Raw genomic sequence first — 25,491 nt, 5'->3', positions numbered from 1 at the left:
CGCGCTTCCGCGCCGCACCGCTCGATCGAACGGCCCTCACGGGTTCATTCCGAATACTGCGCCGGAATCGCCAGCTCCTGGCCGATCTGCAGCTCGCCGCCGCGCAGCAGGTTCAGACGCGTGATGTCGCCGATCACGTCGCGCGGATCCGCGCCGGGGGCCACGCTCTCAGCGATCGACCACAGCGTGTCGCCGGGCATCACCGTCACCGTCGCGAACGATGCCGTGGCGGTCTGTTCGCCTGAGGCCATCGCACTGCCGCCGCTGAGTGCGGCGAATGCGATCCCGGCTGCGAGCGGCACGGCCGCGACAGCGAGAACGACACGTCGACCGCGCGCCGTCAGCTTGAGCCGCGTCGCCGGACGAGCCGGAAGGACTGCTGCACTGCTGAAGGTGATGGTGCTCATGTCGTGCTCCTCTGCATCTACCGCGTGGGCGGTGAAGTTGGCGTAGCGTTCGCATTCGCGCCTCGGCCGGGAGCCGTGAATGCGAAGCTACGTTCCGAAGTTATCTTCGAATTCGAACATCTGTCAAGCGTTCTTCGAAACAGAAGTCCGGGAATCGGCCGACACGCTCGAACAGATCTTCCACTTCGGCGCGATTCTCGGATACGGTTTCGATGTCAACACCCCACCACGGGCCTCCGACATTCGAACTGAGACGCCGGAATCGCACACCTGAGGAGCACCATGAGCGACATCTCCGCCCCCGACGCCGACGTCCCGCGCACCCGTCGCCGCAAGAGCCTGAGTCCCAAGCAGATGGCGATCCTCGAGGTCATCCAGACGTCGATCAGCCGTCACGGGTACCCGCCGAGCATGAGAGAGATCGGCGACGCCGTGGGCCTCAAGTCGCTGTCCAGCGTGACCCACCAGCTCGGCCAGCTCGAGCTGAGCGGATATCTGCGACGCGACCCCGGCAAGACCCGTGCCATGGAAGTGCTCATCGACCTCCCCGGCACCAGCGGAGAGAATCCCGCCGATGTGGCGACCCCCGTGGGAGACGCGGCGCTCGTGCCGCTCGTCGGCCGCATCGCCGCAGGTGTCCCGATCACCGCCGACCAGCAGGTCGAGGAGATCTTCCCGCTCCCCCGGCAGCTCGTCGGCAAGGGCGACCTGTTCATGCTCAAGGTGTCCGGCGAATCGATGATCGATGCGGCGATCTGCGACGGCGACTGGGTCGTGGTGCGGTCGCAGAGCAGCGCCGAGAACGGTGAGATCGTCGCCGCCATGCTCGACGGCGAGGCGACGGTGAAGGTTCTCCGTCGACGCGACGGCCACACCTGGCTGCTGCCTCGCAACTCCGCATTCGAGCCGATCCTCGGCGACGAGTCCGTCATCCTCGGCAAGATCGTCGCCGTGCTGCGCGCGGTCTGACTCCCCTCCCGCCCTGCCGGTGACGGCGGGCGTCGACGCACCATAGGCTCGAACCATGTCGTCGCCGTTCGGTACCTGGACCTCTCCGTTCACCCCCGACCGGATCGCCGCGTCGTCTCCGCGGATCGATGGCAGCGCCTTCGTGGCTGACGAGATCTGGTGGGGTGAGTCGATCCCTGCCGAGTGCGGTCGCCTGACCGTGCGAAGTTCGACGGGTGCCGAGATCCTTCCCGCGCCATGGAGCGCTCGGTCTCGCGTCCACGAGTACGGCGGCGGGGCGTGGACCGCGGATGCCGACGGCACGCTGTACTTCGTCGATGCCAAGGATCAGCGCGTGCACCGCATGCCCCGCGGCGGTGTCCCCGTTCCTCTGACACCCCCGGGCCCGGCGCACGGCGGTCTGCGTCTGCAGAGCGGCCGCCTGTTCGCCGTGCGGGAGGACCTGTCCGCCTCCCCTCACCGACGCGCCATCGTCGAGATCCCGACCGACGGGTCGGCATCCGACCGGCCTGCGCTGTTGAAGACCCTCGTCGAAGGCGAGTCGTTCTACGCTCATCCGGCACTGTCTCCCGACGGTTCTCGTGCCGCCTGGGTCGAGTGGTCCGGCGATCGGATGCCGTGGCAGCGAGCGTCGTTGGTGATCTCGGACGGCACCGCGCGCACAGAGCTGTCCACTCGCGCCGCGCTGCAGCCCGAGTGGACGGCTGACGACGAGATCGTGTACTCCGACGATCCCTCGGGCCGCTGGGCTCTGCACCGACAGCGTGTCAGCGGAGCCCAGGCGGTCGGCACGGCGGAGCAGATCATCGACGACGACGCCGACACGGGATACGGCCTCTGGGTGCTCGGCAATCGCTGGTACCGCCCGCTCGCCGACGGTCGCGTCGTGGCTGTGCGCACGAACGGTCGCGACCGGGTCGTCGTCATCGACCCCGACGGCAGCGCCCACCGCATTCCCCTCCCCGCAGACGGCCACGTGAGTGTCGACGATGTCGCGGGCTCCCGCGTGCTGCTCTCCGGAAACAGCTCGACGACAGAACCCGGGGTCTGGTGCGTCGACGTCGACACGGGTCGCGTCGAGGCCGTCGCGGGAGCTGCGCCGACCGATCCTGCGTGGATGCCGCCCGCATCCGAGGTCCTGGTCGACGGCTCGCACGGGCCCGTCCATGCCTTCGCGTACCCGCCGACGAATCCCTCGGCCCACGCTCCGGCCGCGGATGACGAGCTCCCGCCCTACATCGTGCTCGTCCACGGCGGCCCGACCGCGCATGTGACCGGCGCGGCGTCCGCCGCCGTCGCGTTCTGGACGAGCCGCGGCATCGGCGTGCTCGACGTCAATTACGGCGGATCGACGGGCTACGGCCGTGCGTACCGCGAACGGCTGGACGGCGGATGGGGCGTGGTCGACGTCGACGACGTGATCGCAGCGGCCCGCGGCCTCGCCGATGCCGGGCTCGCGGATCCCGCCCGCATCGCGATCAGAGGCGGGTCGGCGGGCGGTTGGACGGTGCTCTCGTCGCTGGTGCGGGGAGGGACGTTCGCCGCGGGGATCAGCCGATACGGAGTGGTCGACCTGCGGATGCTGAGCGCGCACTCCCACGATTTCGAGGCGCACTACGTCGAGGGGCTGGTGGGTCCGCTGCCCGAGGCGGAGGCACTCTACGTCGCGCGTTCGCCCCTGACACACGCCGACCGGATCGACGTGCCGGTGCTGCTGATGCAGGGTGCGGACGACCGTGTCGTGCCACCGGCACAGTCCGAGGCGATCCGCGATGCGCTGGCGACGAGTGGTGTGGAGCACGAGTACGTGCTGTACCCGGGCGAGGGCCATGGCTTCCGGTCGAGCGAGACGATCATCGACGCCCTCGAGAGGGAGCTCGCTTTCCTCGGACGCGTGTTCGGATTCACGCCCGCGCGCTGATCACTCCCCCACGCGGTTGCGCAGACGCATCGCGCGCTCGGCTTCGCGGGTGTCCTGACGCTCGCGGAGGGTCTGGCGCTTGTCGAACTCGCGCTTTCCCTTGGCGAGAGCGATCTCGACCTTGGCGCGACCGTCGGAGAAGTACAGCTTCAGCGGGATCAGCGTGTAGCCGCCGGCGGAGACCGCGTGCTGCAGCTTCGCGATCTCCTCACGGTGCAGCAGCAGCTTGCGGACGCGCTTCGCCGAATGGTTGGTCCAGTGGCCCTGCGAGTACTCCGGGATGTGCACCGAGTCGAGAAAGACCTCGTTCCCCTTGACGAACGCATATCCGTCGCTCAGGTTCGCGCGCCCCTGGCGCAGTGACTTCACCTCGGTGCCGGTGAGCACCATCCCCGCCTCGTACGACTTCTCGATGTTGTAGTCGTGACGTGCGCGACGATTGGTCGCGACGACCTTCTCCCCGCGTTCCCTGGGCATGATTCTCTCCTGATCCGCGTCGCGCAATGGTTCCGGTGCCCGTCACGGGCGCACGACAGCCTGTCAGTCTATACCGGCGCGCGGGTCAGGTGCGAAGCCAGCGACGGATCGCGAAACCCGCCGACAGCGCGGCGAGCACGACGCCGATGCCGATCAGCACCGGGACGACGACGGCAGCGTCCCGCATCGACACCCAGGTCGTGATGAACGGCACGCGTCCTCGGAGGTAGCCGTCGACGCCGAAGTGGACGCCGGCGACGACGGCCGCGCTTGCGAGGGCCGAGCCGAGGAAGGCAGCGAAGACGCCCTCCAGGACGAACGGCGTCTGGATGAAGCGGTTGGACGCCCCCACCAGGCGCATGATCCCGATCTCCTTGCGTCTGGCGTACGCGGAGAGCCTGATGGTCGTGCCGATCAAGAGGATGGCGGCGATCAGCATGAGCGCTGCGATACCGACCGCGATGTAGGTCGCGACCGTCAAGGCGGAGAACAGGGGTTCGAGGTACTGGAGCTGATCCTGGACCTGCTCCACCCCCGCGACACCGTTGAACGCCTCGGAGATGACCTGCGACTGGCCGGGATCCTTCATGGTGACGAAGAAGACCTCGAACGCCTGCTCGGGCGAGATCACGCTCGCCTGGTCCTCGCCGAGCTGATCGACGAGCTTGGCGTACGTGTCTTCCTTGGAATCGAAGCTGACCTCGCTGATGAGAGGAGCGAGCGCCTCGCCGTCGAGCTGTGCTCGCACGGCGTCGACCTGCTCCTCCGAGGCGCCGCCGTCGACGCAGGTGTCCTGCTCCGAGATGTCGGAGCACATGTAGACGGCGACCTGCGCCCGCTCGGTCCAATAGCCGCGCATCGTGCCGATCTGCGCCTGCATCAGGATCGCGGCGCCGACGAAGGTCAGCGAGACGAATGTCACGAGCACGACGGAGATGACCATCGAGATGTTGCGACGAAGCCCTCCGAGGGCCTCCGCGAGGATGAGTCCGATTCTCACGACGTCGGCCCCACTTCTTCCGTGCCGTCGTCGGACAGACCGAGTCGATCGGCCACGCCGAGCTCGGCGACGTCGACCTGCGGCAGCACGATGGGATGCGTCCGCGCCGCGAGGGCGACCGCCGGCTGCTCGTCTATCACCGGCGGCTCGATCGGCGCCGCCTGAGCCTCGGGAGTCTCGGATGCGGTCGGGACGGCGTCTGCGGACGCCGATTCCGCCTTGCGCTGCGCGCTGAGCTCCTCAGCGAGCGCGGCGCGGACCAGCGAGAGGTCGGCGGTCTGGCGCTGCACCTCCTGCACAGCAGTGAGTGCAGCGGCCGCGGCGGCACCGCGCACCTCCTCGGGAACCAGACGCGGGATGTTCGACGTGTCTCCGTAGCCGCCGTGCACCTCGTCTCGCACCATCTCGCCATCGCGAAGTTCGATGACCCGACGCTGCATCTGGTCGACGAAGCCCGCCTCGTGCGTGGCCATCAGCACGGTGGTGCCTCCGGCATTGATCCTGGCGAGGAGCTGCATGATGTCGACCGACGTCGCCGGGTCGAGGTTTCCGGTCGGCTCGTCCGCGAGCAGGACCTGGGGGCGATTCACGAGCGCCCGTGCGATCGCGACGCGCTGCTGCTCGCCGCCGGAGAGCTCGTGCGGCATCCGCTTCTGCTTCCCGTCGAGTCCGACCAGCGCGAGCGCCTCGGGCACCGCCTGCTGGATGAAGCCGCGCGACGAGCCGGTCACCTGCAGCGTGAAGGCGACGTTCTGATAGACGGTCTTCGACGGCAGCAGTCGGAAGTCCTGGAACACGGATCCGATGTGGCGGCGGAAGTACGGCACCTTCCGGTTCGCAAGCGAACGCAGATCGCGGCCGAGCACGGCGACTCGACCCGTCGTCGGCACGTCCTCGCGGAGGATGAGTCGCAGACAGGACGACTTGCCCGACCCCGACGCGCCGACGAGGAAGACGAACTCCCCGCGCTGCACTTCGAAGTCGACATCGGACAGAGCGGGCCGCGAGGTCCCGCGATAGCGTTTCGTGACGTTCTCGAACCGAATCATGGCGGTTCGAGCCTAAGCGCGCACCCTCGTCTGCCTGCGAGCGACACCCCGCTCGACCCCCTGCGTGTCGCACTCCACTGCTATACATGGAGGTGCCGATCCGTGCCGTCAGCATGGACGATACTCCGAGGGGGAACCATGACGACGCCTGCAGGCTGGTATGACGACGGATCCGGGCGTCAGCGGTGGTGGGACGGCACCCAGTGGACCGAGCACTTCGCCCCCATCGTGGAATCCGCCCCGTCTGCAGCAGGCGAGTCGGCCGGCGGTCTGACCGGCGAAGCGACCACGGACCGGGGTTCCGAGTCGGCTGACGTATCGGGCCACTCCTCGTCCGACGCGATTCCCGATTCGGCAGCAGCCGCGGAGACGGCCGCTGCGATCGAGTCGGTCGCCGCGGTCGAGAGCCAGTCGTGGAACACGCCCGCACCCTCCGACTCCCGCGCCGACGCGGAGACTCCGGCCGAGCCGTCCGCCCACCAGGACGCGGGCGCCGCGCCCTCATACGGCGCGACCGTGACCGATGCCCCTGTCGACGAGGCCGGCACCACGCATGAGCAGGGTTCCACCTCTCCGGAGTCCCCGACGCCGACCGACGACATTGTGCCCCCGTATGCGAACACCGCGGGTCCCTCCGAAGGTGGTGCACCCTCCTACCCGGGCACCGCAGCCCCCTCGTATCCCCAGGAGTACCCCGCCGCGCCCGCATACCCGGGTTCGGCGGCACCCTCACCCTCGTACCCCGGCGCCGCCGCGTACGCTCCCGCCGGACAGCAGTACGGTGCGCCCGCCGGATACCCGCCCGCATACGGCGCCACGACCCCGGTGGCTCCGGCCCGCCCGTCGGTCCTCGGGCTCGTCGGGCTCGGACTCGCGGCGCTCGGAACGATCCTGTCGTGCATCCCGGTGATCTTCTGGCTCGGATGGCTCCTGCTCGGCGTGGGCTTCATCGTCTCGCTCATCTCGCTCTTCCTCAAGGGCAGGAAGTGGCCCGGCATCTCCGGACTCATCCTCTCGATCATCGGCGCGATCATCGCGGTCGTCATGTTCTTCGTCATCGTCTTCGCGACGGTGTCCGAGGCCGTGCGCGATCTGCCGTCCGCGCCGCCGTCGAGCGATTCCGACACCGGAATCGACGACGGCACGACCGACGACGGCACGGGGTCCGCGCAGGTCGAAGAGGGCACGATCGGCGACACCGTCGCACTCACCTTCCTGGGCGGGAGCGGCGAGATCACTGTCACCGAGGCGCGCTGGGCGACCAGCGACGGCTCGAGCGTCCCCTCGACCAACGGCGGTTACGTGACCCTCGAGACGACGTGGACCGGTGTCGAGGGCACGACGGCCGCGAACCCGCTGTTCACCTCTCTGGAGACGGCAGAGGGAGTCGAGGGTCAGGTCGACTTCTTCGTGACGGGCGCACCGAACGAGCTCCTCGACCCGGGGCAGACGGTCAGCGGCCCGATCACCTTCGACATCGCCCAGAGCGAGTCCTACGTCTTCGTCGTCACTGACGAGGCCGGACGCGACATCGCGCGCATCGACGTCGCTCCGTCGGCCGGCTGAGACCCGAGCGGAACGGCGATCATGACGGTCCCGGCAGGGTGGTACGACGACGGAGCGGGCCGGCAGCGCTGGTGGGACGGCGCAGTCTGGACTGAGCACACCGTGACCACCGAGACGTCGTCCGTGGCGAACACGCCACAGGAGCACGGCCAGCATGCCACGGAGGAGCCCACGGTCGCCGCATCGGCGGACCCGATCTTCGAACCGCCCTATGCCTGGCAGTCGTCGAATCCCTCCCCCGGGGCCTCCGCAGAGGTGCCGCAGTACGGGCGCGCGTCGATGCCCGCGACCTCGGCAGGCGTCGTCGCCTCCCCCGATGCGACGGCAGGGTTCGGGTCGTACGGCCCTGTGCCTCCGAAGGCGAACACGAAGGTCTCTGTGCTCGGCATCATCGGTCTCGGCATGGCCGCGCTCGGAGTGGTCCTCTCGTGCATCCCGCCGATCTCGATGGCTGGTGGGGTTCTGCTCGGGATCGGATTCGTGCTCTCGCTGATCTCCCTGTTCCTCCGGGGTGCGAAGTGGCCGGGAGCGGTGGGCATCGCGGTGGCCGTGCTGGGTGGTGTCGTCGCGATCGCCATGATGCTGCTGACCCTGGGCGCCTCGGGGCTGTCGTCGATCGTGCCGGCGTCCACCTCGACCCCTCAGGCGACCCAGAGCACAGAACCCGACGACACCGCCGAAGGCTCTCCCGGCAGCGCGGGAACCGAGACCGTGACGGTCAACGAACTCGAGGTCGGTCACTGCATTCCGCTCATCGAATGGGAGGAAGAGGTGTACGAGCTTCCGATCGTTCCGTGTGACGCGCCGCACACCGACGAGGTCTATTTCATCTTCGATGTGCCAGAGGGCGAATTCCCCGGGGACGACGAACTGCAGACCATCGCCGCCGAGAAGTGCGACGTCGCTTTCGAGGAGTTCGTCGGCATCCCCTACGCCGATTCGGAGCTCGACAACTACTGGTTCGTGCCGACTGAGTCGTCATGGAAGCGGATGAACGACCGCGCAGTCCAGTGCATCGTGATCAGCTACGACGAGATCACGGGCACCCTCGAAGGCGCCGACCGCTGAGACGAGCGTCGCTCAGTCCTCGTCTTTGCGCTTGCGCCAGCGGATGCCGGCCGAGATGAACCCGTCGAGATCGCCGTCGAACACGGCAGCCGGGTTGCCCGATTCGTGTCCGGTGCGGAGGTCCTTCACGAGCTGCTGACCGTAGAGGAAGTACGAGCGCATCTGGTCGCCCCAGCTCGCCGTGATGTTTCCGGCGAGCTCCTTCTTCTTCGCGGCTTCCTCCTCCTTCTGCAGCAGCAGGAGTCGGGTCTGAAGCACGCGCATCGCGGCAGCACGGTTCTGGATCTGCGACTTCTCGTTCTGCATCGAGACGACGATGCCGGTCGGAAGGTGAGTCAGGCGCACGGCGGAGTCGGTGGTGTTGACGGACTGCCCGCCGGGACCCGACGAGCGGAAGACGTCGACTCGGATGTCGTTCTCGGGGATGTCGACCTCGGTCGCCTCCTCCATGAGAGGGATGACCTCGACGGCGGCGAAGGACGTCTGCCGCTTGTCCGCCGAGCCGAACGGGCTGATACGGGCGAGGCGGTGCGTCCCTGCCTCGACCGACACCGTTCCGAATGCGTAGGGAGCGTCGATCTCGAACGTCGCCGACTTGATGCCGGCACCCTCGGCGTACGAGGTGTCGAGAACCTTGACGGGATACTTGTGGCGTTCGGCCCACCGCAGGTACATGCGCATGAGCATCTCGGCGAAGTCGGTGGCGTCGTCGCCGCCTGCACCCGAGCGGATCGTGATGATGGCGGAGCGCTCGTCGTACTCGCCGTCCATCAGCGTCTGCACCTCGAGCTGATTGATGATCTCGGTGAGCGCGTTGAGCTCGGCGCGTGCTTCGACCGCGGAGTCCTCGTCGCCCATCTCGTTCGCCAGGTCGACGAGAACCTCGAGATCGTCGAGCCGACGACCGATGCCCTCGACTCTGGCGAGCGCCGACTGGCGGTGGCTCAGAGCACTGGTCACCTTCTGGGCGCGTTCGGGGTCGTCCCAGAGGTCCGGCACGCCGGCTTCCTCGCTGAGGCGCGCGATGTCGGAGCGGAGGGTCTCGACATCGATGACCTCGCGGATGTCACCGTAGGTGAGTCGCAGGGCCTGGATGTCGGCGGAGAGATCGAGTTCGAGCATGTCGCGTCCAGCCTAACGTGCCGCCCCTGCGGGCGGGGACGGCGTTCGAACGGGAGTAGCGTGAAACGGGTGAGCAGCGCATCCACGGTCCTCAGGCGATTCGGACCGATGGTGTACCTCCCGACCGTGCTGTTCTCGCTCGGTGAAGGCGCGGTGATCCCTCTTATCCCGGTGATCGCTGCGCGGATGGGCGCCGACGTCGCCTTCGCCGCCCTGGTGGCATCCGCCCTCGTCGTGGGTCAGCTGTGCGGCAACCTTCCTGCGGGCTGGGCCGTCGCGCGCATCGGCGAGCGCTTCACGATGGTGATCGCGGGTGCGATAGCGATCCTCGCCGGCGTCGGAATGGTGTTCGCCCCCTCGCTGGGCGTGCTGGCCGCCTCCGTGTTCCTCCTGGGGTTCTGCGCGGCCGCCTTCGGCCTGGCGCGTCATGCGTTCATGACGACGAGGGTTCCCCTCGCGTTCCGTGCTCGCGCGCTCTCGCTCCTCGGTGGCAGCTTCCGCCTCGGAATCTTCATCGGGCCGTTCGTCGCCGCTGGGCTCCTGCAGCTGTTCGGTTCGGAATCAGCCGCGATCTGGTTCTTCCTGGGCTGTCTCGTCGTGATGGTGCTGCTCGTGCTGCTGGGCCCCGATCCCGAGAAGACGATCGCCCCGACGACCCCTGTGCGCACCGCCGCACTCGCGGATGATTCCGGCGAACCGGTCACGGGCTCGATTCCGACGACCGCGCGCGCGGGCATCTTCCGCACGATGTGGCAGCAGCGCAGCGTGCTCGGACGACTGGGACTCGCCGCCGCGTCGCTGTCCGCGGTGCGATCGGCACGTCAGGTCGTGCTTCCCCTGTGGGGACTCTCACTCGGACTCGACGCCTCGACCATCGCCCTCGTCGTCGGAATCTCGGGAGCGATCGACTTCGCCCTGTTCTACGCCAGCGGCCAGGTGATGGACAGGTTCGGGCGTCTGTGGGCGGCTATGCCGGCGATGGTGCTGATGGGCGCGGGGTTCCTCGCCCTCTCCTTCACGCACGACCTGGAAGCCGCGGTCCTGTGGTTCGGCATGTTCGCCGCCGTGCTCGGGGTGGGCAACGGGCTCTCGAGCGGCATTCTGCTCACTCTGGGTGCCGACGTCGCCCCGAAGGAGGAGCCCGCCGCGTTCCTCGGCTCGTGGCGCACGCTGACGGATGCCGGCGGAGCGGCCGCTCCGCTGCTGGTGTCGGCGATCGTCGCGATCGCGTCACTGCCGATCGCCGCAGCGGCGATGGGTGCGATCGGCCTGATCGGCGCTGGTGGGTTCATCCGCTGGATCCCGCGTTTCGTTCCGCGCAGCACACAGGAGGAGTCATGACCGCTGCCCTCCGCGCAGACGTGCGCCGCCTGGTCGTCGCGGCTCCGTCGTCGACGGATGACGAGCGCGATGCCGCGGCCGACTTCGCGACGTTCTTCGCCGACGATCATGGGCCGGTCTCCCGCGACGACGGTCCCGATCACGCGACCGCTTCGGCGCTCGTGTTCGACCGCTCACTCACTCGCACGCTGCTCGTCTTCCACGCCAAGGGGCAGTTCTGGGTGCAGCCAGGCGGACATCTCGAACCCGACGACACCTCTGTGGCGGATGCCGCTCTGCGCGAGCTGCGGGAGGAGACCGGTGTGGACGTCTCCGCCAGCGCGGAGCCGCTCGTGTACGACCTCGATCATCACGCGCTGTCCTCGGCGTTCGGTCGGTGCGCATCCCATCTCGACATCGGGATCGGCGTCGTCGTCAGCGACGATGCCGACCTGATCGTGAGCGACGAGTCGGAGGACGTGCGCTGGTGGGCGATCGACGCGCTGCCGTCGCAGGTGCCGCAGGGCTTCGCCGGGCGGGTGCGACGACTGCGCGATCGTCTGGTGAGCTGACGTCGCATCCGGCGGAGGTCGCCCTCGTGCAGGTCGACCCGAGCGAACGATCACCCCAGAGCGGTGCGACTCGTCCCCGTCGCCTCGAGGCGCACCCCGTCCGTCACGAACAGTGACACGAGCGGCGGATGCCACAGGGTCGAGACGGTCACGCGTGCTGAGTGCCCGTCGGGGCTCGACGCTGAATCGAGGTCCACGGGTGACGGCAGCGCGGCGAGCAGTGCGTCGACCTGCTCTCTGACCCCCTGATCGGTGAGGTCCGCCCGTGCCGTCGTTCCGTCCACAGCCAGGGTGAAGCCGTCCGCTCCGGCGAGCGCTGCGGCGTCAGCGATCGCATCCAGCCGCTTCTGCGAGATGTAGAGGTCGGTTGCGCAGACGCTCACGAAGATGAGTGCGAGCGCCAGCAGGGCATAGCCGAGCGTCAGCAGCAGCACGCTTCCGTCGTCACCCGCCCCTCTCATCCCGTGCCCCACAGGCGAGAGACCTTCTGGACCGCCGACCCCTCGACTCGGATCGCGGCCGCCGAGTCCGATCCGAAGACCGCCGGCATCAGTGGCAGGGACACCGACGTCGTGACCGTGACGGTCACGACGGCGCCTGCCGACGGACACTCCGTCCCGACGGGCACGCACGCCACAGACACCTCGGTCGATTCCTCATCGATGCCGTACTGATCGGTGACGTCGGCGAGCACGAGCTCACTCCGCACTGCTGCAGTGGCGGCATCCGGTGCGAGCACGATCGTGCGCGCGACGTGGCGCGCGGCCGCCCCGACTCCCAGTGTCTGCTCCTGAATCGCGCCCAGCGCGATGATCAGGTAGACCAACGGCACAAGCAGGATGACGCCCACCGTGATGAATTCGAGTGCCGCCGAACCCTCGTCATCGATCATCGAAGGACTCTTCCGGCGCATGCGCCTGCACCTCCAACGCGAAGGGCACCCCGAGCAGCCCGATCACGGGGAGCGTCGTTCGGACGCGCACCTCGATCGTCGCGCGATCCAGTGCCGTCGATCGAACGGCCGTCACATCGTGGGCGTACTCGGCCCCGACCGCGAGGGTGATCGCCGCGCGGGCGCGCTCCACGCCCTGTTCCATGGGCGTGTCTGCCAGGGCCGCGTAGTAGGCCCCTTCGACCGCCGCGTCGTGCACGACATTGCGCACGTAGACGCCGAGCGCGAGCTGCATGACAGCGAGAGTGAGAAGGGTGAGGAGCGTGCCCACGAGCACGAACTCCACGGGACTCGATCCGCGTTCATCGCCGAGAAAGCGCCGCGGTGGATCGACGGTCATCAGGGAGCGCTGTCAGAGACCGGAGACGCGTTGGATGGCCTGCTCGAACAGTGCGCTGAGCGCCGGGCCGGCGACCGCCCAGATGAGCACCACCAGACCGGCTGTCATCAGTGTGACCAGCACCCATCCGGGTACGTCCCCCGATTCGTCGCCGACGAGATCGTCCATGAGATCGGGGGTGAGCGAGGCAACCCTGGTGGTGCCCAGTGGTCGAGAGGTGTGCATGTCGTCCTTTCGTGGTCGCTCAGCCGATGCCGAGTCGCAGGATGAAGAGACCGGGGTAGATGGCGAAGAGCACGGACAGCGGGAGGATCAGGAAGACGAGCGGGAGGAGCATCAGGATCTCCTTCCGACCGGCCTGTTCGATGAGGACCCGCTTGGCGTCCTCGCGAGCGTCCCCCGCCTGCGCATGCAGGACGGCCGAGAGCGGCGCGCCATGCTCGAGCGCGGCGGTCACCTGGTCGATCGCACGGGAGAGCCCCGGAAGCTGCAGTCGCGCGGCCATCTCCGTGAGCGCGTCGGCGAGCGGCGACCCCGTGCCGACAGCGAGCACCACGCGGCGGAACTCACCGGTCAGTTCGCCGGAGCCGACCGCGGCCACCCGACGCAGCGAGTCCAGGAAGCCTTCACCCGCCGACAGGCACAGCGCGAGGAACTCGAGAGTGGTCGGCAGCTCGTCGGTCAACCGGGCGCGACGCGAAGCGACGCGAGCCGTGAGCCGCATGTCGTATGCGAACCCCGCTGCGGCTCCGAGGATCCCGGGCAGCAGGGCGATCGGCGGGCTCATCCGGCCCGTGATGGCGAACACGATGACAGCGATCGAGCCGATGACGATGCCGACGAGCACCCAGCCGAGCTGACGCCCGCGGAAGGCCCCCTGCTCCAGAGGAATCCCCGCCTGCTCGATCCTCTGATGTAGAGCGTCGCCGCCGCCCACAAGGCGTTCGAAGAGCACACGTGACCGAAGCCAGAATGCGCGGTCACCCGCGGAGAGCACGCCGACTCGCGGGAGCGCGTTTCCGGGCAGGTCTTCATCGGCGACCGCATCGCGCACATAGGGCGCGATGCGCAGAGCCAGCGGCGCTGCCGACCACCGTGGAAGCGACGCGAGTATGCAGAGCAACCCCATGCCGAGTGTTCCGCCGCCGAGCACGGCGACAGCGATCGCGGACATCGGGTTCACCCGAACCACCGCCCCGGCTCGGGGAGCCGACCGATACGGATCATCAAGCGATAGGCGATCACCGACACGGCAGCTCCCGCGCAGATCACCAGCATCCCTTCACCGGTGCCGTAGGCGGCCGCGCCCTCAGGGCGCAGCACCAGCAGGCCGAGGATCACCCACGGCGCGACGGCACCGAGCACGGCAGCGCCTCGGATCCATGACTGTCTGGCTTCGACCTCGCCGCGCAGCACGGCGTCTGCGCGCACCGACGACGACAGCGCGCGGAGGACGCCTGTGAGCTCGGTGCCGCCGACCTGTCGCGCCATACGGAGCGTCTCGATGATCCGATCGGCGATGGGATCAGCCAACGCCGCCTTCAGCCGGTCGAGGCTCGTCTCGAAGCGGCCGGTGGCGCGCAGGTCTCTGGCGAACACGGCGAAGGCCGGCCGCATCATCGTCGGCGATGACTCAGCGAGACTCGCGACGGCGTCCGGCAGTGACAATCCGACACGGATGGATGCGATCAGCAGGTCACAGACGTCGGGCCAGAGCTGGCGACGAAGTCTGCGCAGCCGGAGCCGTCGGGAACGCACGAAGACGATCGGCACGACGGCCGCGGTCGCGCCTGCCAAGCCCGCGAGGACCGGGATGGCTGTGAAGAGCCAGGCAGAGGAAGCGGCGGCGAGCGCGACCGTCAGCATCACCAGCAGGAGCGTGCGCGGGCTGACAGACGCCATGCCGCCCTCTTCGAGAAGGCGAGTCAGACGGCCGCGGTGCCGGACCCTTCCTCCATCTTGAGGCGGAGGCCAGAGCCACGGCGATGCGCACAGCAGCAGACCTGCGGCGAGCATCGCACCGAGCAGGACCGTCACAGAGTGCCTCCGCGACGCCACGCCGTCTGTTCAGTGGACGCCTCGTCGCCGCGAATGTACACGGTTCGCGTGATGATCCGGCCGTCGACCACCGCGCCCGTCGGCGCGATGACCTCGTGCACCCGTCGCACTCCGGTGTCGTCACGCACGCAGTGCACCACGAGATCAACCGCGCCGGCGAGGGCCGGCGCGATGAACGATCGATCGATGTTCCGTCCCGCGAGGAGCGGCAGAAGCGTGAGCTTGTCGAGCGCCTCGGCCGCGGAGTTCGCGTGCACGGTCGCAGCACCCGGCACCCCCGTGTTGAGTGCGAGGACGAGATCGAGCGCCTCCGCATCTCTGACTTCGCCGACGACGAGGCGATCGGGTCGCATCCTCAGCGCCTCCTTCACGAGCCTGCGCAGCGTGATCTCCCCCGTTCCCTCCAGACTCGCCTGACGCCCCTGCAAGGACACGACATCCGGCCCCTGCACCGCGAGCTCGAAGGTCTCCTCGACGGTGATGATCCGCTGACGGTCGGCGCACGAGTCGAGCAGCGCACCGAGGAAGGTGGTCTTGCCTGCGTGGGTGGCACCGGACACGACGACGCTCCTGCCCGCGCGCATCGCGTCACGCAGCATCGCGGCCAGGTCCGGAGTCAGCGCCCCGTGGTCGACGAGCGCCTCGAGGCTTCGATACCGGGGCAGGAACTTGCGGATGTTGACGGACCACGATCCGCGGACGACATCCGCGATCGCGACATGCAGTCTCGACCCATCGGGAAGAGACGCATCCACGAACGGCTGACTGATGTCGACACGGCGCCCTGTCGACTGCAGCATCCGCTCGATGAGATTGCGCAACGACGATTCCGTGAGACGCATCTCGATCCGCTCGGCGACCCCTCCGCGTGCGACGTGGATGCTCTCGGGGCCGTTGAGCCAGATCTCCTCGATCTCAGGGTCGTCGAGGAGCGACTGCAACGGCCCGAAGCCGCTGACCGCCGCGAGCACGTCACGCACGCATGCTGCTTCGTCGTCGATCACCGCCGCGCCCCGCGCCAGCGCCAGATCGTTGAACTTGCGCACCTCGGCGAGCGTGACCGAGCGCGCTGCCGAGGAGTCGAACGTCGGGTCCGTTCCTTCGGCGCGGAGCCGCTGACGAACGCGCTCGGCGACGAGGACGGAGGGCTGGATCACCCGAGCATCCTCGCAAGGATCGGGTGACACGCGCCGGAGTTATCCACAGCGGCGGCGGTGCTCCTGCGGGCGGATCCCCAGCAACGCACGATCCCCCGATCAGTAGACTTATCCCAGCGCGCGGGAGTGGTGAAATTGGCAGACACGCAGGATTTAGGTTCCTGTGCCCTAGGGCGTGTGGGTTCAAGTCCCACCTTCCGCACCGATCTGTCGCACCCCCTGCGACCGACGACTTGACCGCCGCACAGCGCACGACGACGGGAAATCCATGCATCACGCCGCTCTCATCCCCTGGCTCGACCCCGCCACGATCATCGGCTCGGCCGGCCCCTGGGCGCTTCTCGTGGTGTGCTTCATCGTCTTCGCGGAGACAGGCCTTCTGGTCGGGTTCCTGCTTCCTGGCGACACGCTGCTCGTGATCTCAGGACTCCTGTCGCACCCGATCGCGGGCTCGGAGCACGGGGTGTTCGGCATCAACGTGTGGATCGTCGCGCTGCTCATCGGGCTCTCGGCGTTCGTCGGCGGTGAGGTCGGCTACCTCATCGGCCACAAGGGCGGACCCGCAGTCTTCGAACGCAAGGAATCGGGCCTGTTCAGCAAGAAGAACGTCGAGCGGACGAACGCCTTCTTCGAGCGTTTCGGCGGCATCACCGTCATCCTCGCCCGCTTCGTGCCGATCGTTCGCACCTTCGCCCCGGTCGCCGCCGGCGTGGGTCATATGCCGTGGCGCCGCTACACGCTGTACAACCTCATCGGTGCGATCCTCTGGGGCTTCGGTCTGACGATGTTCGGGTACGCCATCGGCTTCATCCCGCCGGTCGCGCACTTCGTCGAGAGCTACATCGACCTGATCCTGCTCGCTGCCGTCGGCGGCACGGCACTCATCACGCTCTGGCACTACCTGTCCGAGCGTCACAAGGCGAAGAAGGAAGCCGCGGCCGGCGAGGGTGAGACAGACGCCACCGAGGCCGAAGGGCTCGCCCTCGACCCCGAGGTCTTCGACCGTGCTCCGGACTTCGACGGAGACGGCAAGCACTGATCTCGGTGCAGAAGAAGGCGGGCTGTCTCAGCCCGCCTTCTTCTTGCTCGGGCTCTTCTTCGTGCTCGCCTTGTCGCCGGTCGACTCCGACCGAGCGGCCTTGGTGCGAGCCACACTGGCGCGCAGCGCCTCCATCAGGTCGATGACCTCACCGCTCTTGGCATCGCCCTCGGCCTCGCCGAAGGTGTCCGAGACATCGAACGTGTCGCCCGCCTCGATCTTCGCATCGATCAGAGTGCGCAACTCCTTCTGGTACTCGTCGACGAACGACTCAGGATCGAAGTCAGCCGAATAGCTGTCTACGAGGGATGCCGAGAGCTCGAGCTCCTTCTTCGAAATCCTCACATCCTCGTCGAGCACCGGGAACGCCGCCTCACGCACCTCGTCGGCCCACAGCAGCGTCTGCAGCACGAGCACCTTGCCACGCACACGGAGTGCGGCCAGTCGGGTCTTCTGTCGCAGCGTGAAGCGCACGATCGCCGTGCGGTCGGTCTGTTCGAGCGTCTTGCGCAGCAGCACGTACGCCTTCGGTGACTTGGAGTCCGGTTCGAGGTAGTACGGCTTGTCGAGGGTCAGCAGATCGACCTGGTCGGAGGGCACGAACTCGACGACGTCAATCTCGCGGCTCTTCTCCGCCGGCAGCGCCGCCAGATCGTCCTTCGTGAGCACGACCGTCTGCCCTTCCTCGACGTAGGCGCGATCGATGTCGGCGTAGGCGACGGTCTCGCCGCACACCTCACAGGTGCGCTGGTACCGGATCCGGCCGCCGTCCTTCTCGTGCACCTGGTGCAGCGGCACATCATGGTCCTCGGTGGCGGAATACACCTTGACGGGCACGTTCACGAGGCCGAAGGTGAGCGCACCTTTCCAGATCGTTCTCATGACCCCAGTGAACACCAGCCGCGCGGCTCACGGCCAGTACCTTGACTACGCTGGCGTCATGGTCGCAGAGGCGCAGAACGTGCAGATCGATGGCCGCCGGCTGCGCATCACCAACCTCGACAAGGTCGTCTACCCCGAGACCGGCACCACAAAGGGCGAGATCATCGCCTACTACACGGCGATCGCGCCGCACCTCCTCCCTCTGCTCGCGGGCCGCCCCGTGACCCGCAAGCGCTGGGTGGAAGGGGTGGGGACCGCGGATGCTCCCGCCGACGCGTTCTTCACGAAGCAGCTCGAGCCGGGAGCTCCGGAATGGATCCCCCGACAGCCGATCCGGCACTCGGACGGCCCCAAGGAGTATCCCCTCGTCCAGGACGTTCCCACGCTGGTCTGGCTCGCGCAGGTCGCCGCGATCGAGCTGCACGTGCCGCAGTGGCGCTTCGCCTCCGACGGCATGCCGGGAAAGCCGGATCGGCTCGTCCTGGATCTCGACCCGGGCCCGGGGGTCGGGCTCGCCCAGTGCGCCGAGGTCGCACGGATCGCACGCAGCCTGCTCAGCGACATCGGACTCGATCCGGTGCCCGTGACCAGCGGAAGCAAAGGGATCCACCTCTACGCCGCCCTCCCCGGGCAGCAGACGAGCGCAGAGATATCCGCGGTCGTGAAGGAGATCGCCCGTCTGATCGAGACCGAGCATCCGGATCTCGCCACGAGCACGATGGCCAAGGCCGCGCGCGGCGGCAAGGTCTTTCTCGACTGGAGCCAGAACAACGGCAAGAAGACGACGATCTCGCCGTACTCGATGCGTGGTCGCGCGCACCCCTGGGTGGCGGCTCCGCGCACCTGGGACGAACTCGACGACCCCGACCTCGCGCAGCTCGACTTCGCGACGGTGCTCGAGCGTGCGGGTTCCGGGCAGGACCCCATCGCTCCGCTTCTCGCCGCCCAGGAGGGCCCCCGGACACCACCTCTGCGCCGGGCCCCCGCGTCGACGCACACGGCGCGAACTCGCATGCGAGCCGCCACCGCCCGCGGACGACCGGTGCGGCACCGCTGGCCTCGTCGTCTCCCCCTCCGTCTCCCCCATGCTGGCCGAGAACGGCACGCCCGCGATCGCCCGCACTCTGAGCTCGCCGTCGTGGGTGGAGGTGAAGTGGGACGGCATCAGGGCCATCGGAACCTGGGCGGACGGACGGATGCTGCTGCATGCCCGCAGCGGCACCGACATCACGGCCCGCTACCCCGAGCTGACTGCCGACGGCGCGCCGTTCCTGCCCGTGTCCGATGCGATCATCGATGGCGAGATCGTCGCCTTCGATGCGCAGGCCAGGCCGAGCTTCTCGATGCTGCAGAACCGCATGCACCTGACCCGGCCCCGCGAGATCGAACGCGAGGTCGTGCGCACGCCCATCGTCTACATGGCTTTCGATCTGCTCCGACTGAACGGTCACGACCTCAGCACCATGGCGCTGTCGGAGCGACGGACCCTCCTCGAGGAGGTCGTCGCCGACCTCGATGCGCCGGTGCAGGTCCCACCCGTGTTCGACGATCTCGACGCCGCTCTCGCGGCGAGCGACGAGTTCGGCCTCGAGGGCGTCGTCGTCAAGGATCCGTCCTCGCGGTACCGTCCGGGCCAGCGCTCACCGGCCTGGCTGAAGATCAAGCACACCCGCATGCAGGAGGTCGTGATCGTCGGTATCCGCCCCGGCAAGGGCGACCGGGAGGGCACGTTCGGCTCCCTGCTGCTCGCGGTCCCCGAGTCCGGACGGCTGCGCTATGTCGGTCGCGTCGGCACGGGATTCACCGACCGGATGCTGCGCGACCTGCTGAGCCGGCTCGCTCCCCTGCGCACCGACTCCGCGCCCCTCGAGGACGTGCCCGCGCTCGATGCGTCGGATGCGCTCTGGGTCCGACCTGAGCTCGTCGGCGAGGTCGAGTTCGCGAACTGGACCCCGGACGGCGTTCTGCGTCACTCCCGTTGGCGGGGCCTCCGGCCGGATAAGACTCCCGACGAGGTGATCGTCGAGTCCTGACCGTCAGGCGTGGTGCGGTTGGCAGTCGGACTGCTCCGCGGGCTCGATCTGGAAGGTCGAGTGAGCGACGTCGAAGTGGTGCGACAGACACGACTGGAGGTCGCTCAGCAGCTTCGCCGAACGTCCATCGGCGAGGAGAGCCGGGTCGACGCTGACGTGCGCACTGAACACCGGAGCACCGCGAGTGAGCTGCCAGACGTGCACGTCATGCACGCCGACGACTCCGTCGTAGTCGAGGAGGTGCTGTCGGATCTCGCTGACCGCAGTGCCCTGGGGCGCTGATTCGGAGAGCACCGAGAACACCTCGCGGAGCAGCGCGATGGCTCGCGGGATGATGAGCACGGCGATCATGATCGACGCGAGCGCGTCGGCGGGCATCCATCCGATCGTGACGATCACGATCGCTGCGATGATCACCATCGCCGACCCGATCAGGTCGCCCATCACCTCGAGGTAGGCGCCGCGGACGTTCATGCTGGTGCGCTGCGCGCGGCTCAGCAGCCACATCGAGATGGCGTTCGCGACAAGACCCACGACGGCGACGATGAGCATCAGCCCGCCGACCACCTCGGTCTCCCCCGGGTTGATCAGACGACCGATGGCCTCCACCCCCACCCACCCGGCGAGGAGGATCAGGATGATCGCGTTGATGAGCGCCCCGAACACCTCGGCGCGCTGGTATCCGAACGTGCGGCGGTCGTCGGCAGGTCGGGCGGCGACGGCCGCCGCGATGAGCGCGATCACCAGAGCCGAGGCGTCTGTGAACATGTGAGCCGCATCCGCCAGCAGCGCGAGAGAACCGGTCAGCAGTGCACCCACGATCTGCACGACCATGATCGTCGCGGTCAGTGTCAGCGAGATCGCCAGAAGACGGCGATGGTTCGCGGAGCGGATGCCGCCCGCGGCGGGCGCATGATCGTGCATGTCTCCAGGCTAGACCGGCTCGCACACCCGCCGGCGGGTCCCAGCCCAGTCGGGAATGGTGATGATTCTCAGTAACCGCGGGGCCGTCAGCGCTGGCGAGAGTACTCGAGCACGACGCACCCGTTGTCGAACGAGCGCACCTGGTCGAGACGGAACTGGGTCGGGGCGAAGGGGTGGCTCGCCATCGGGATGCCGGACCCCGCGATCGTCGGGTACTTCTTGACGATGAGGCGATCGATCTCGTCGAGGAGCACCCCGGCGAGCCCGGCCCCACCCGCGAGGTAGATGCCGAGGCCGGGTTCCGCCTTGAGCGCGCGGACCCGCGCGACAGGATCGGTGCGCACGATCTCGACGTTGGCTTCGCCCGGATCGTCCAGCGAGCGACTGAACACGACGGTCCGCAACTGCGAGTACGGGTCTGTGATGCCGACCTGCAGTGCCGGTTCGTAGGTCCGACGCCCCATCACGACGGTGTCGAAGCGGGTGACCGCTGCGCTTGCGCCGCCCCGCGCCGCGCGCACATGCGCAGGCTGGATGTCGGGGAGTTCCGTGCCGAGAGCGTCGGCGAACGCAGCGGTCACGGGGAAGAAATCGACCTCGTCGTCCGGGCCGGCGATGAATCCGTCGAGCGTGACGCCGACGTAGTAGGTGAGTTCTCGCATGTCGTCAGAGTAACCACTACGCATGAAGTACGTCAACCGTAGTGAATACCGCCGACTCAGAGAGCGGCGAGCAACGGCAGCAGTTCCGCGAAGGCGCGCGCACGGTGCGACTGCGCCTGCTTCTCGCCGGCAGTGAAATCGCCGACCGTGCGCTCCGCCCCCTCGGGCTGTCCGTCCGGGACGAAGATGGGGTCGTAACCGAATCCGCCGCCTCCGGATGCTTCGCGCGCGAGACGTCCCGGCCAGTTCCCGACGACCACGTGCTCGGCTCCGTCCGGAGTCACGAGCGCGATCGTCGAGTTGAAGTGAGCAGCGCGGTGAGGATCCGCGATGTCGCGCAGCTGGTCGAGCAGCAGCTCGAGGTTCGCCGCGGCATCCTTCTTCTGCCCCGCCCAATAGGCCGAGAAGACACCGGGCGACCCGCCCAGCACGTCGACGCAGATGCCGGAGTCGTCGGCGAGCGCCGCGAGTCCCGTGTGCGCCGACGCGGCGCGAGCCTTGATCAGCGCGTTCTCCGCGAACGTGACGCCGTCCTCGACGGGCTCCGGTCCGTCATACGCGATGATCTCGAGATCAGGACGAGCGGATGCCACGATCTGTTGGAACTCCGCGACCTTGTGCGGATTGTGCGTGGCGAGGACGACCTTCATCAGCCCGCGAGCGCCTTCAGCTGGTGATCCTTCAGGTCGGCGCAGCCCGCGACGCCCAGGTCGAGCAGGGCGTCGAGCTCGCGCTTGTCGAACGGCGCTCCTTCAGCCGTGCCCTGCACCTCGACGAAGAGCCCGCGGCCCGTGACCACGATGTTCATGTCGGTCTCGGCGCGGACGTCCTCGACATATGCCAGGTCCAGCATGGGCTCGCCGTCGATGATCCCGACCGAGATCGCAGCCACGGAGTCGAGCAACGGCGTCGCGTTCTTGCCGATGAACTTCTTCTCGCGTCCCCACTCGATCGCATCTGCGAGGGCGACGTACGCTCCGGTGATCGCGGCGGTGCGGGTGCCTCCGTCGGCCTGCAGCACGTCGCAGTCGATCACGATCGTGTTCTCACCCAGCGCCTTGGTGTCGACCACTGCGCGCAGAGCACGGCCGATCAGCCGCGAGATCTCGTGCGTGCGCCCGCCGATGCGCCCCTTGACGCTCTCCCGGTCGTTGCGGCTGTTGGTCGCACGGGGCAGCATCGAGTACTCCGCCGTCACCCACCCCTTGCCCTTGCCGGTCAGCCAGCGAGGAACGCCATTCGTGAATGATGCCGTGCACAGCACCTTGGTTCCGCCGAAGCTGATCAGAGCCGAGCCCTCGGCGTGGCTGCTCCACCCGCGCTCGATCGTGATCTCGCGGAGCTGGTCGGTGGAACGGCCGTCGGCGCGGACGATGCTGGTCATGGGATTCCTTCGGTGGAGGCGGATGAAGCGGATGCTGCGGTCGGGCTACTGTCCGGGGACAGGCTCCGGAAGCGTGATGACACCGGTCTGCACGAGCTGCACGTCGCGCACCTCCCGGCCCATCAGGCGGTTGGCGAGGGCGGTGAACTCGGTCGTCGAGTCCCCCGTCGCCTCGTAGACGTACGTGGCCGTGGCGTCGGGAGACGCGAGAAGATCGCCTCGCACGAGCTGGCGATAGACATCCCCGGCGGTCTCGTCATCACTCGAGACGAGGGTCACCCCCTCCCCCATCACGTAGCTGATCGCGCCACGCAGGAAGGGGTAATGGGTGCAGCCGAGAACGAGTGTGTCGACATCCGCCTCGCGGAGCGGCGCGAGGTACTCCTCGGCGGTGGCGAGCACTTCAGGCGTGCCGGTGATGCCCCCCTCGACGAACTCGACGAAACGCGGGCACGCCGCGGTGAAGACCTCGAGCCGTTCGTTCACCTCGAGCATGTCCTGGTAGGCGCGGGAGCCGATCGTCCCCACGGTGCCGATGACCCCGACGCGGCCGTTGCGAGTCGTCGACACGGCTCGTCGCACCGCCGGGCCGATCACCTCGACGACCGGAATGTCGTAGCGCTCTCTGGCGTCGCGCAGCATGGCCGCCGATGCCGTGTTGCAGGCGATCACGAGCATCTTGACGCCCTGGTCGACCAGGGAATCGAGTACTTCGAGGCTGTAGCGCCGCACGTCCGCGATCGACTTGGGGCCATAGGGCGAGTGAGCCGTGTCGCCGATGTAGACGAACGATTCCCGGGGCAGCTGGGCTCGGATGGCCCGGGCCACCGTGAGTCCGCCGACACCGGAGTCGAAGATTCCGATCGGGGCGTCGTTCATGACTACCCAGCCTACCCGCGTGCGGCGCGCGTCACGCTCAGCGACCCGGACGGCTCCCCTCACTAAGCTGAGCGGATGACGACGTCCACGGCGCTTCTGACCGATCGTTACGAACTGACCATGCTCGCCGCCGCACTGCGCGACGGCACCGCATCACGGCCGAGCGTGTTCGAACTGTTCTCACGCAGGTTGTCGGGAGGACGACGTTTCGGAGTCGTCGCCGGTACCGGTCGGCTCCTCACGCTGCTGCGACAGTTCCGCTTCGAGGATGACGAACTGCGATTCCTGCGTGACAACCAGGTGGTGGATGCCGAGTCCCTGACGTACCTCGAGAACTACCGCTTCACCGGCTCCATCCGTGGCTACCGCGAGGGCGAGCTGTACTTCCCCGGCTCCCCCATCCTCACGGTCGAGGGCAGCTTCGCCGACGCTGTCGTGCTCGAGACCCTGGCTCTCAGCGTGCTCAACCACGACTCCGCCGTCGCCACCGCCGCCTCCCGCATGAGCATCGCGGCGGGCGAGCGTCCGCTGGCCGAGATGGGCTCTCGGCGTGCCGCAGAGCAGTCCGCCGTCGCAGCCGCGCGAGCGGCCTACATCGCCGGTTTCCGGGCCACGAGCAATCTCGAGGCCGGACGACGCTGGGGTATCCCCACCATGGGCACGGCCGCGCACTCCTGGACCCTGCTGCACGAGACCGAAGAGGAGGCGTTCCGCTCGCAGATCGACTCTCTGGGAACCGACACCACCCTGCTCGTCGACACCTACGACATCCGCGCCGGGGTCGAGACGGCCATCCGCGTCGCAGGTACGGGACTCGGCGGCGTGCGGATCGACTCGGGTGACCTGCCGATCGTCGCCGCCGAGGTGCGGGCGCAGCTCGACGAGCTTGGTGCGACCGGGACACGCATCACGGTCACGAGCGATCTCGACGAGTATGCGATCGCCGCGCTGGCCGCGTCGCCCGTCGACGCTTACGGCGTGGGCACGTCGGTGGTCACGGGATCCGGATACCCCACCGCGAGCATGGTCTACAAGCTCGTGGCGCGACAGGACTCGGACGGCGCATGGATCGGCGTCGCGAAGGCGTCGACCGACAAGGCATCTCACGGCGGGCGCAAAGCAGCGTTCCGCACCCTCGTCGACGGGGTGGCGGAGGCAGAGACCGTCGTCGTCTCCGACGGATTCGAGGAACTCGACACCCCGGCCGAGCATTCGGACGGGCGGGCGCTGCAGACGACCTTCGTCGAGAACGGCGAGATCGACGACTCGTTCGAAGGACCCGAAGGAACGGCCTCTGCCCGAGCGCACCATCTGCGGGTGCGGGAGGAGCTTCCGGTCAGAGCGCTCGCCCTGAGCAAGTCCGACCCGGCGATCCCCACCGTCTACGTCGACGCGAGCTGACGCGGCCGAGGCGGTTCAGTTCAGCCGACCATCGATTCGTAGATCTCCTTGCACGTGGGGCAGATCGGGAACTTCTCCGGATCACGGCCCGGCGTCCACTTCTTGCCGCACAGCGCACGCACCGGCTTACCGGTGATCGCCGATTCGAGGATCTTGTCCTTCTTGACGTAATGGGAGAAGCGCTCGTGGTCGCCCGGCTCGACATTCTCCTCGCGGAGGAGTTCTTCCAGTTCGCGATCAAGCGTTGCCACGCCGCCCTGATCGGGGCTGTCCAGCGGAGTACTCATGCCGAGAGTCTAGCCTCGGACG

27 protein-coding genes, 1 tRNA gene and 1 pseudogene are annotated in these 25,491 nt (G+C 68.0%); 10 read left to right on the top strand and 19 right to left on the bottom strand.

Translation table 11 applies throughout. The annotated features are described in order from the left end of the window. Positions 1-44: 44 nt before the first annotated feature. Complete coding sequence (locus ACZZZQ_RS14130; RefSeq protein WP_053096921.1) at positions 45-407, bottom strand: LysM peptidoglycan-binding domain-containing protein; 363 nt, start codon at positions 405-407, stop codon at positions 45-47. Between the two features lie 282 nt (positions 408-689). Here ACZZZQ_RS14130 and lexA point away from each other — a divergent pair, with 282 nt between their 5' ends. Together lexA and ACZZZQ_RS14120 are read left to right on the top strand one after the other, a co-directional pair. Continuing rightward, a complete protein-coding gene (gene lexA / locus ACZZZQ_RS14125; RefSeq protein WP_056280140.1) occupies positions 690-1,376 on the top strand; it encodes a transcriptional repressor LexA in 687 nt (228 codons plus the stop codon). A 55-nt stretch (positions 1,377-1,431) separates the two neighbouring features. After that, the gene (locus ACZZZQ_RS14120) at positions 1,432-3,297 is read left to right on the top strand and encodes a dipeptidyl-peptidase 5 (protein ID WP_463507797.1); all 1,866 of its coding nucleotides are present in this window, start codon (positions 1,432-1,434) and stop codon (positions 3,295-3,297) included. Here the strand turns inward: ACZZZQ_RS14120 and smpB are convergent, their stop codons facing one another. From smpB to ftsE, 3 genes are all read right to left on the bottom strand, one after another. Further along, positions 3,298-3,774: an SsrA-binding protein SmpB gene (gene smpB / locus ACZZZQ_RS14115; RefSeq protein ID WP_053096927.1), complete on the bottom strand. Its 477-nt coding sequence runs from the start codon at positions 3,772-3,774 to the stop codon at positions 3,298-3,300. It lies immediately after the preceding gene. Between the two features lie 85 nt (positions 3,775-3,859). Continuing rightward, a complete protein-coding gene (gene ftsX, locus ACZZZQ_RS14110) occupies positions 3,860-4,774 on the bottom strand; it encodes a permease-like cell division protein FtsX (protein ID WP_463507796.1) in 915 nt (304 codons plus the stop codon). Continuing rightward, positions 4,771-5,823 carry a cell division ATP-binding protein FtsE gene (gene ftsE, locus ACZZZQ_RS14105; RefSeq protein WP_053096931.1) on the bottom strand — a complete coding sequence of 351 codons (1,053 nt, stop codon included), beginning with the start codon at positions 5,821-5,823 and terminating at the stop codon, positions 4,771-4,773. Before ftsE ends, ftsX begins: the two co-directional genes overlap by 4 nt. 138 nt (positions 5,824-5,961) lie before the next feature. On the opposite strand from ftsE, the gene ACZZZQ_RS14100 reads away from it, so the two are divergent. Together ACZZZQ_RS14100 and ACZZZQ_RS14095 are read left to right on the top strand one after the other, a co-directional pair. Further along, positions 5,962-7,389 (top strand): DUF2510 domain-containing protein, encoded by a 1,428-nt coding sequence (locus ACZZZQ_RS14100; RefSeq protein WP_463507795.1) that lies wholly within the window; start codon positions 5,962-5,964, stop codon positions 7,387-7,389. A gap of 21 nt (positions 7,390-7,410) precedes the next feature. After that, entirely contained in the window at positions 7,411-8,457 is a 1,047-nt protein-coding gene (locus tag ACZZZQ_RS14095; protein ID WP_463507794.1) for a DUF2510 domain-containing protein, read from the top strand. Between the two features lie 12 nt (positions 8,458-8,469). On the opposite strand, the gene prfB is transcribed toward ACZZZQ_RS14095, so the two are convergent. Further along, positions 8,470-9,579 (bottom strand): peptide chain release factor 2, encoded by a 1,110-nt coding sequence (gene prfB / locus ACZZZQ_RS14090; RefSeq protein WP_053096937.1) that lies wholly within the window; start codon positions 9,577-9,579, stop codon positions 8,470-8,472. Positions 9,580-9,687: 108 nt separating this feature from the next. Here prfB and ACZZZQ_RS14085 point away from each other — a divergent pair, with 108 nt between their 5' ends. Then, complete coding sequence (locus tag ACZZZQ_RS14085; RefSeq protein ID WP_056280127.1) at positions 9,688-10,920, top strand: MFS transporter; 1,233 nt, start codon at positions 9,688-9,690, stop codon at positions 10,918-10,920. Next, the gene (locus tag ACZZZQ_RS14080) at positions 10,917-11,471 is read left to right on the top strand and encodes an NUDIX hydrolase (protein ID WP_463507793.1); all 555 of its coding nucleotides are present in this window, start codon (positions 10,917-10,919) and stop codon (positions 11,469-11,471) included. Before ACZZZQ_RS14085 ends, ACZZZQ_RS14080 begins: the two co-directional genes overlap by 4 nt. A gap of 50 nt (positions 11,472-11,521) precedes the next feature. Here ACZZZQ_RS14080 and ACZZZQ_RS14075 read toward each other — a convergent pair whose 3' ends face one another. Genes ACZZZQ_RS14075 through ACZZZQ_RS14045 form a run of 7 tightly spaced genes read right to left on the bottom strand, consistent with a single transcriptional unit; the run spans position 11,522 to position 15,978 of the window. Next, on the bottom strand, positions 11,522-11,932 hold the full coding sequence (locus ACZZZQ_RS14075) for a hypothetical protein (RefSeq protein WP_285364268.1): 411 nt from the start codon (positions 11,930-11,932) through the stop codon (positions 11,522-11,524). Beyond that, a complete protein-coding gene (locus ACZZZQ_RS14070; RefSeq protein WP_233277342.1) occupies positions 11,929-12,363 on the bottom strand; it encodes a TadE family protein in 435 nt (144 codons plus the stop codon). The genes ACZZZQ_RS14075 and ACZZZQ_RS14070 overlap by 4 nt, the downstream gene beginning before the upstream one ends. Then, on the bottom strand, positions 12,353-12,763 hold the full coding sequence (locus tag ACZZZQ_RS14065; protein WP_463507792.1) for a TadE/TadG family type IV pilus assembly protein: 411 nt from the start codon (positions 12,761-12,763) through the stop codon (positions 12,353-12,355). The genes ACZZZQ_RS14070 and ACZZZQ_RS14065 overlap by 11 nt, the downstream gene beginning before the upstream one ends. 12 nt (positions 12,764-12,775) lie before the next feature. After that, positions 12,776-12,988 (bottom strand): hypothetical protein, encoded by a 213-nt coding sequence (locus ACZZZQ_RS14060; RefSeq protein ID WP_463508116.1) that lies wholly within the window; start codon positions 12,986-12,988, stop codon positions 12,776-12,778. 19 nt (positions 12,989-13,007) lie between these two features. Continuing rightward, entirely contained in the window at positions 13,008-13,937 is a 930-nt protein-coding gene (locus ACZZZQ_RS14055; protein WP_463507791.1) for a type II secretion system F family protein, read from the bottom strand. 5 nt (positions 13,938-13,942) lie between these two features. Further along, positions 13,943-14,800: a type II secretion system F family protein gene (locus ACZZZQ_RS14050; RefSeq protein WP_463507790.1), complete on the bottom strand. Its 858-nt coding sequence runs from the start codon at positions 14,798-14,800 to the stop codon at positions 13,943-13,945. Continuing rightward, complete coding sequence (locus ACZZZQ_RS14045) at positions 14,797-15,978, bottom strand: CpaF family protein (RefSeq protein WP_463507789.1); 1,182 nt, start codon at positions 15,976-15,978, stop codon at positions 14,797-14,799. Before ACZZZQ_RS14045 ends, ACZZZQ_RS14050 begins: the two co-directional genes overlap by 4 nt. Before the next feature lie 120 nt (positions 15,979-16,098). On the opposite strand from ACZZZQ_RS14045, the gene ACZZZQ_RS14040 reads away from it, so the two are divergent. Together ACZZZQ_RS14040 and ACZZZQ_RS14035 are read left to right on the top strand one after the other, a co-directional pair. After that, a tRNA-Leu gene (locus ACZZZQ_RS14040) sits at positions 16,099-16,180 on the top strand. Between the two features lie 66 nt (positions 16,181-16,246). Then, positions 16,247-17,017: a DedA family protein gene (locus tag ACZZZQ_RS14035; protein ID WP_053096952.1), complete on the top strand. Its 771-nt coding sequence runs from the start codon at positions 16,247-16,249 to the stop codon at positions 17,015-17,017. A gap of 27 nt (positions 17,018-17,044) precedes the next feature. On the opposite strand, the gene ku is transcribed toward ACZZZQ_RS14035, so the two are convergent. Then, positions 17,045-17,899: a non-homologous end joining protein Ku gene (gene ku, locus ACZZZQ_RS14030; RefSeq protein WP_053096954.1), complete on the bottom strand. Its 855-nt coding sequence runs from the start codon at positions 17,897-17,899 to the stop codon at positions 17,045-17,047. 58 nt (positions 17,900-17,957) lie between these two features. Here ku and ligD point away from each other — a divergent pair. Beyond that, positions 17,958-19,932: pseudogene (ligD, locus tag ACZZZQ_RS14025) on the top strand (non-homologous end-joining DNA ligase). A 3-nt stretch (positions 19,933-19,935) separates the two neighbouring features. Here the strand turns inward: ligD and ACZZZQ_RS14020 are convergent. The 5 genes from ACZZZQ_RS14020 to murI form a co-directional block, all read right to left on the bottom strand. Continuing rightward, entirely contained in the window at positions 19,936-20,856 is a 921-nt protein-coding gene (locus tag ACZZZQ_RS14020) for a cation diffusion facilitator family transporter (protein ID WP_463507788.1), read from the bottom strand. An 86-nt stretch (positions 20,857-20,942) separates the two neighbouring features. After that, the gene (locus tag ACZZZQ_RS14015; RefSeq protein WP_285364260.1) at positions 20,943-21,518 is read right to left on the bottom strand and encodes a dihydrofolate reductase family protein; all 576 of its coding nucleotides are present in this window, start codon (positions 21,516-21,518) and stop codon (positions 20,943-20,945) included. 56 nt (positions 21,519-21,574) lie between these two features. After that, the gene (rdgB, locus tag ACZZZQ_RS14010; protein ID WP_053096959.1) at positions 21,575-22,168 is read right to left on the bottom strand and encodes an RdgB/HAM1 family non-canonical purine NTP pyrophosphatase; all 594 of its coding nucleotides are present in this window, start codon (positions 22,166-22,168) and stop codon (positions 21,575-21,577) included. Beyond that, positions 22,168-22,902: a ribonuclease PH gene (gene rph, locus ACZZZQ_RS14005; RefSeq protein ID WP_042536503.1), complete on the bottom strand. Its 735-nt coding sequence runs from the start codon at positions 22,900-22,902 to the stop codon at positions 22,168-22,170. The genes rdgB and rph overlap by 1 nt, the downstream gene beginning before the upstream one ends. 45 nt (positions 22,903-22,947) lie before the next feature. Beyond that, positions 22,948-23,781 (bottom strand): glutamate racemase, encoded by an 834-nt coding sequence (murI, locus tag ACZZZQ_RS14000; protein WP_463507787.1) that lies wholly within the window; start codon positions 23,779-23,781, stop codon positions 22,948-22,950. A 75-nt stretch (positions 23,782-23,856) separates the two neighbouring features. Here murI and ACZZZQ_RS13995 point away from each other — a divergent pair, with 75 nt between their 5' ends. Further along, positions 23,857-25,182, top strand: coding sequence for a nicotinate phosphoribosyltransferase (locus ACZZZQ_RS13995; protein ID WP_285364258.1), 1,326 nt, complete (start codon positions 23,857-23,859; stop codon positions 25,180-25,182). A 20-nt stretch (positions 25,183-25,202) separates the two neighbouring features. Here ACZZZQ_RS13995 and ACZZZQ_RS13990 read toward each other — a convergent pair whose 3' ends face one another. After that, the gene (locus ACZZZQ_RS13990; protein ID WP_053096965.1) at positions 25,203-25,469 is read right to left on the bottom strand and encodes a DUF3039 domain-containing protein; all 267 of its coding nucleotides are present in this window, start codon (positions 25,467-25,469) and stop codon (positions 25,203-25,205) included. Positions 25,470-25,491: the final 22 nt, after the last annotated feature.

The sequence above is a fragment of the Microbacterium sp. AC132 genome (assembly GCF_979258525.1).
The sequence above is the reverse complement of the archived record's forward strand: the minus strand, read 5'-3'. Positions and strand labels throughout refer to the sequence as shown.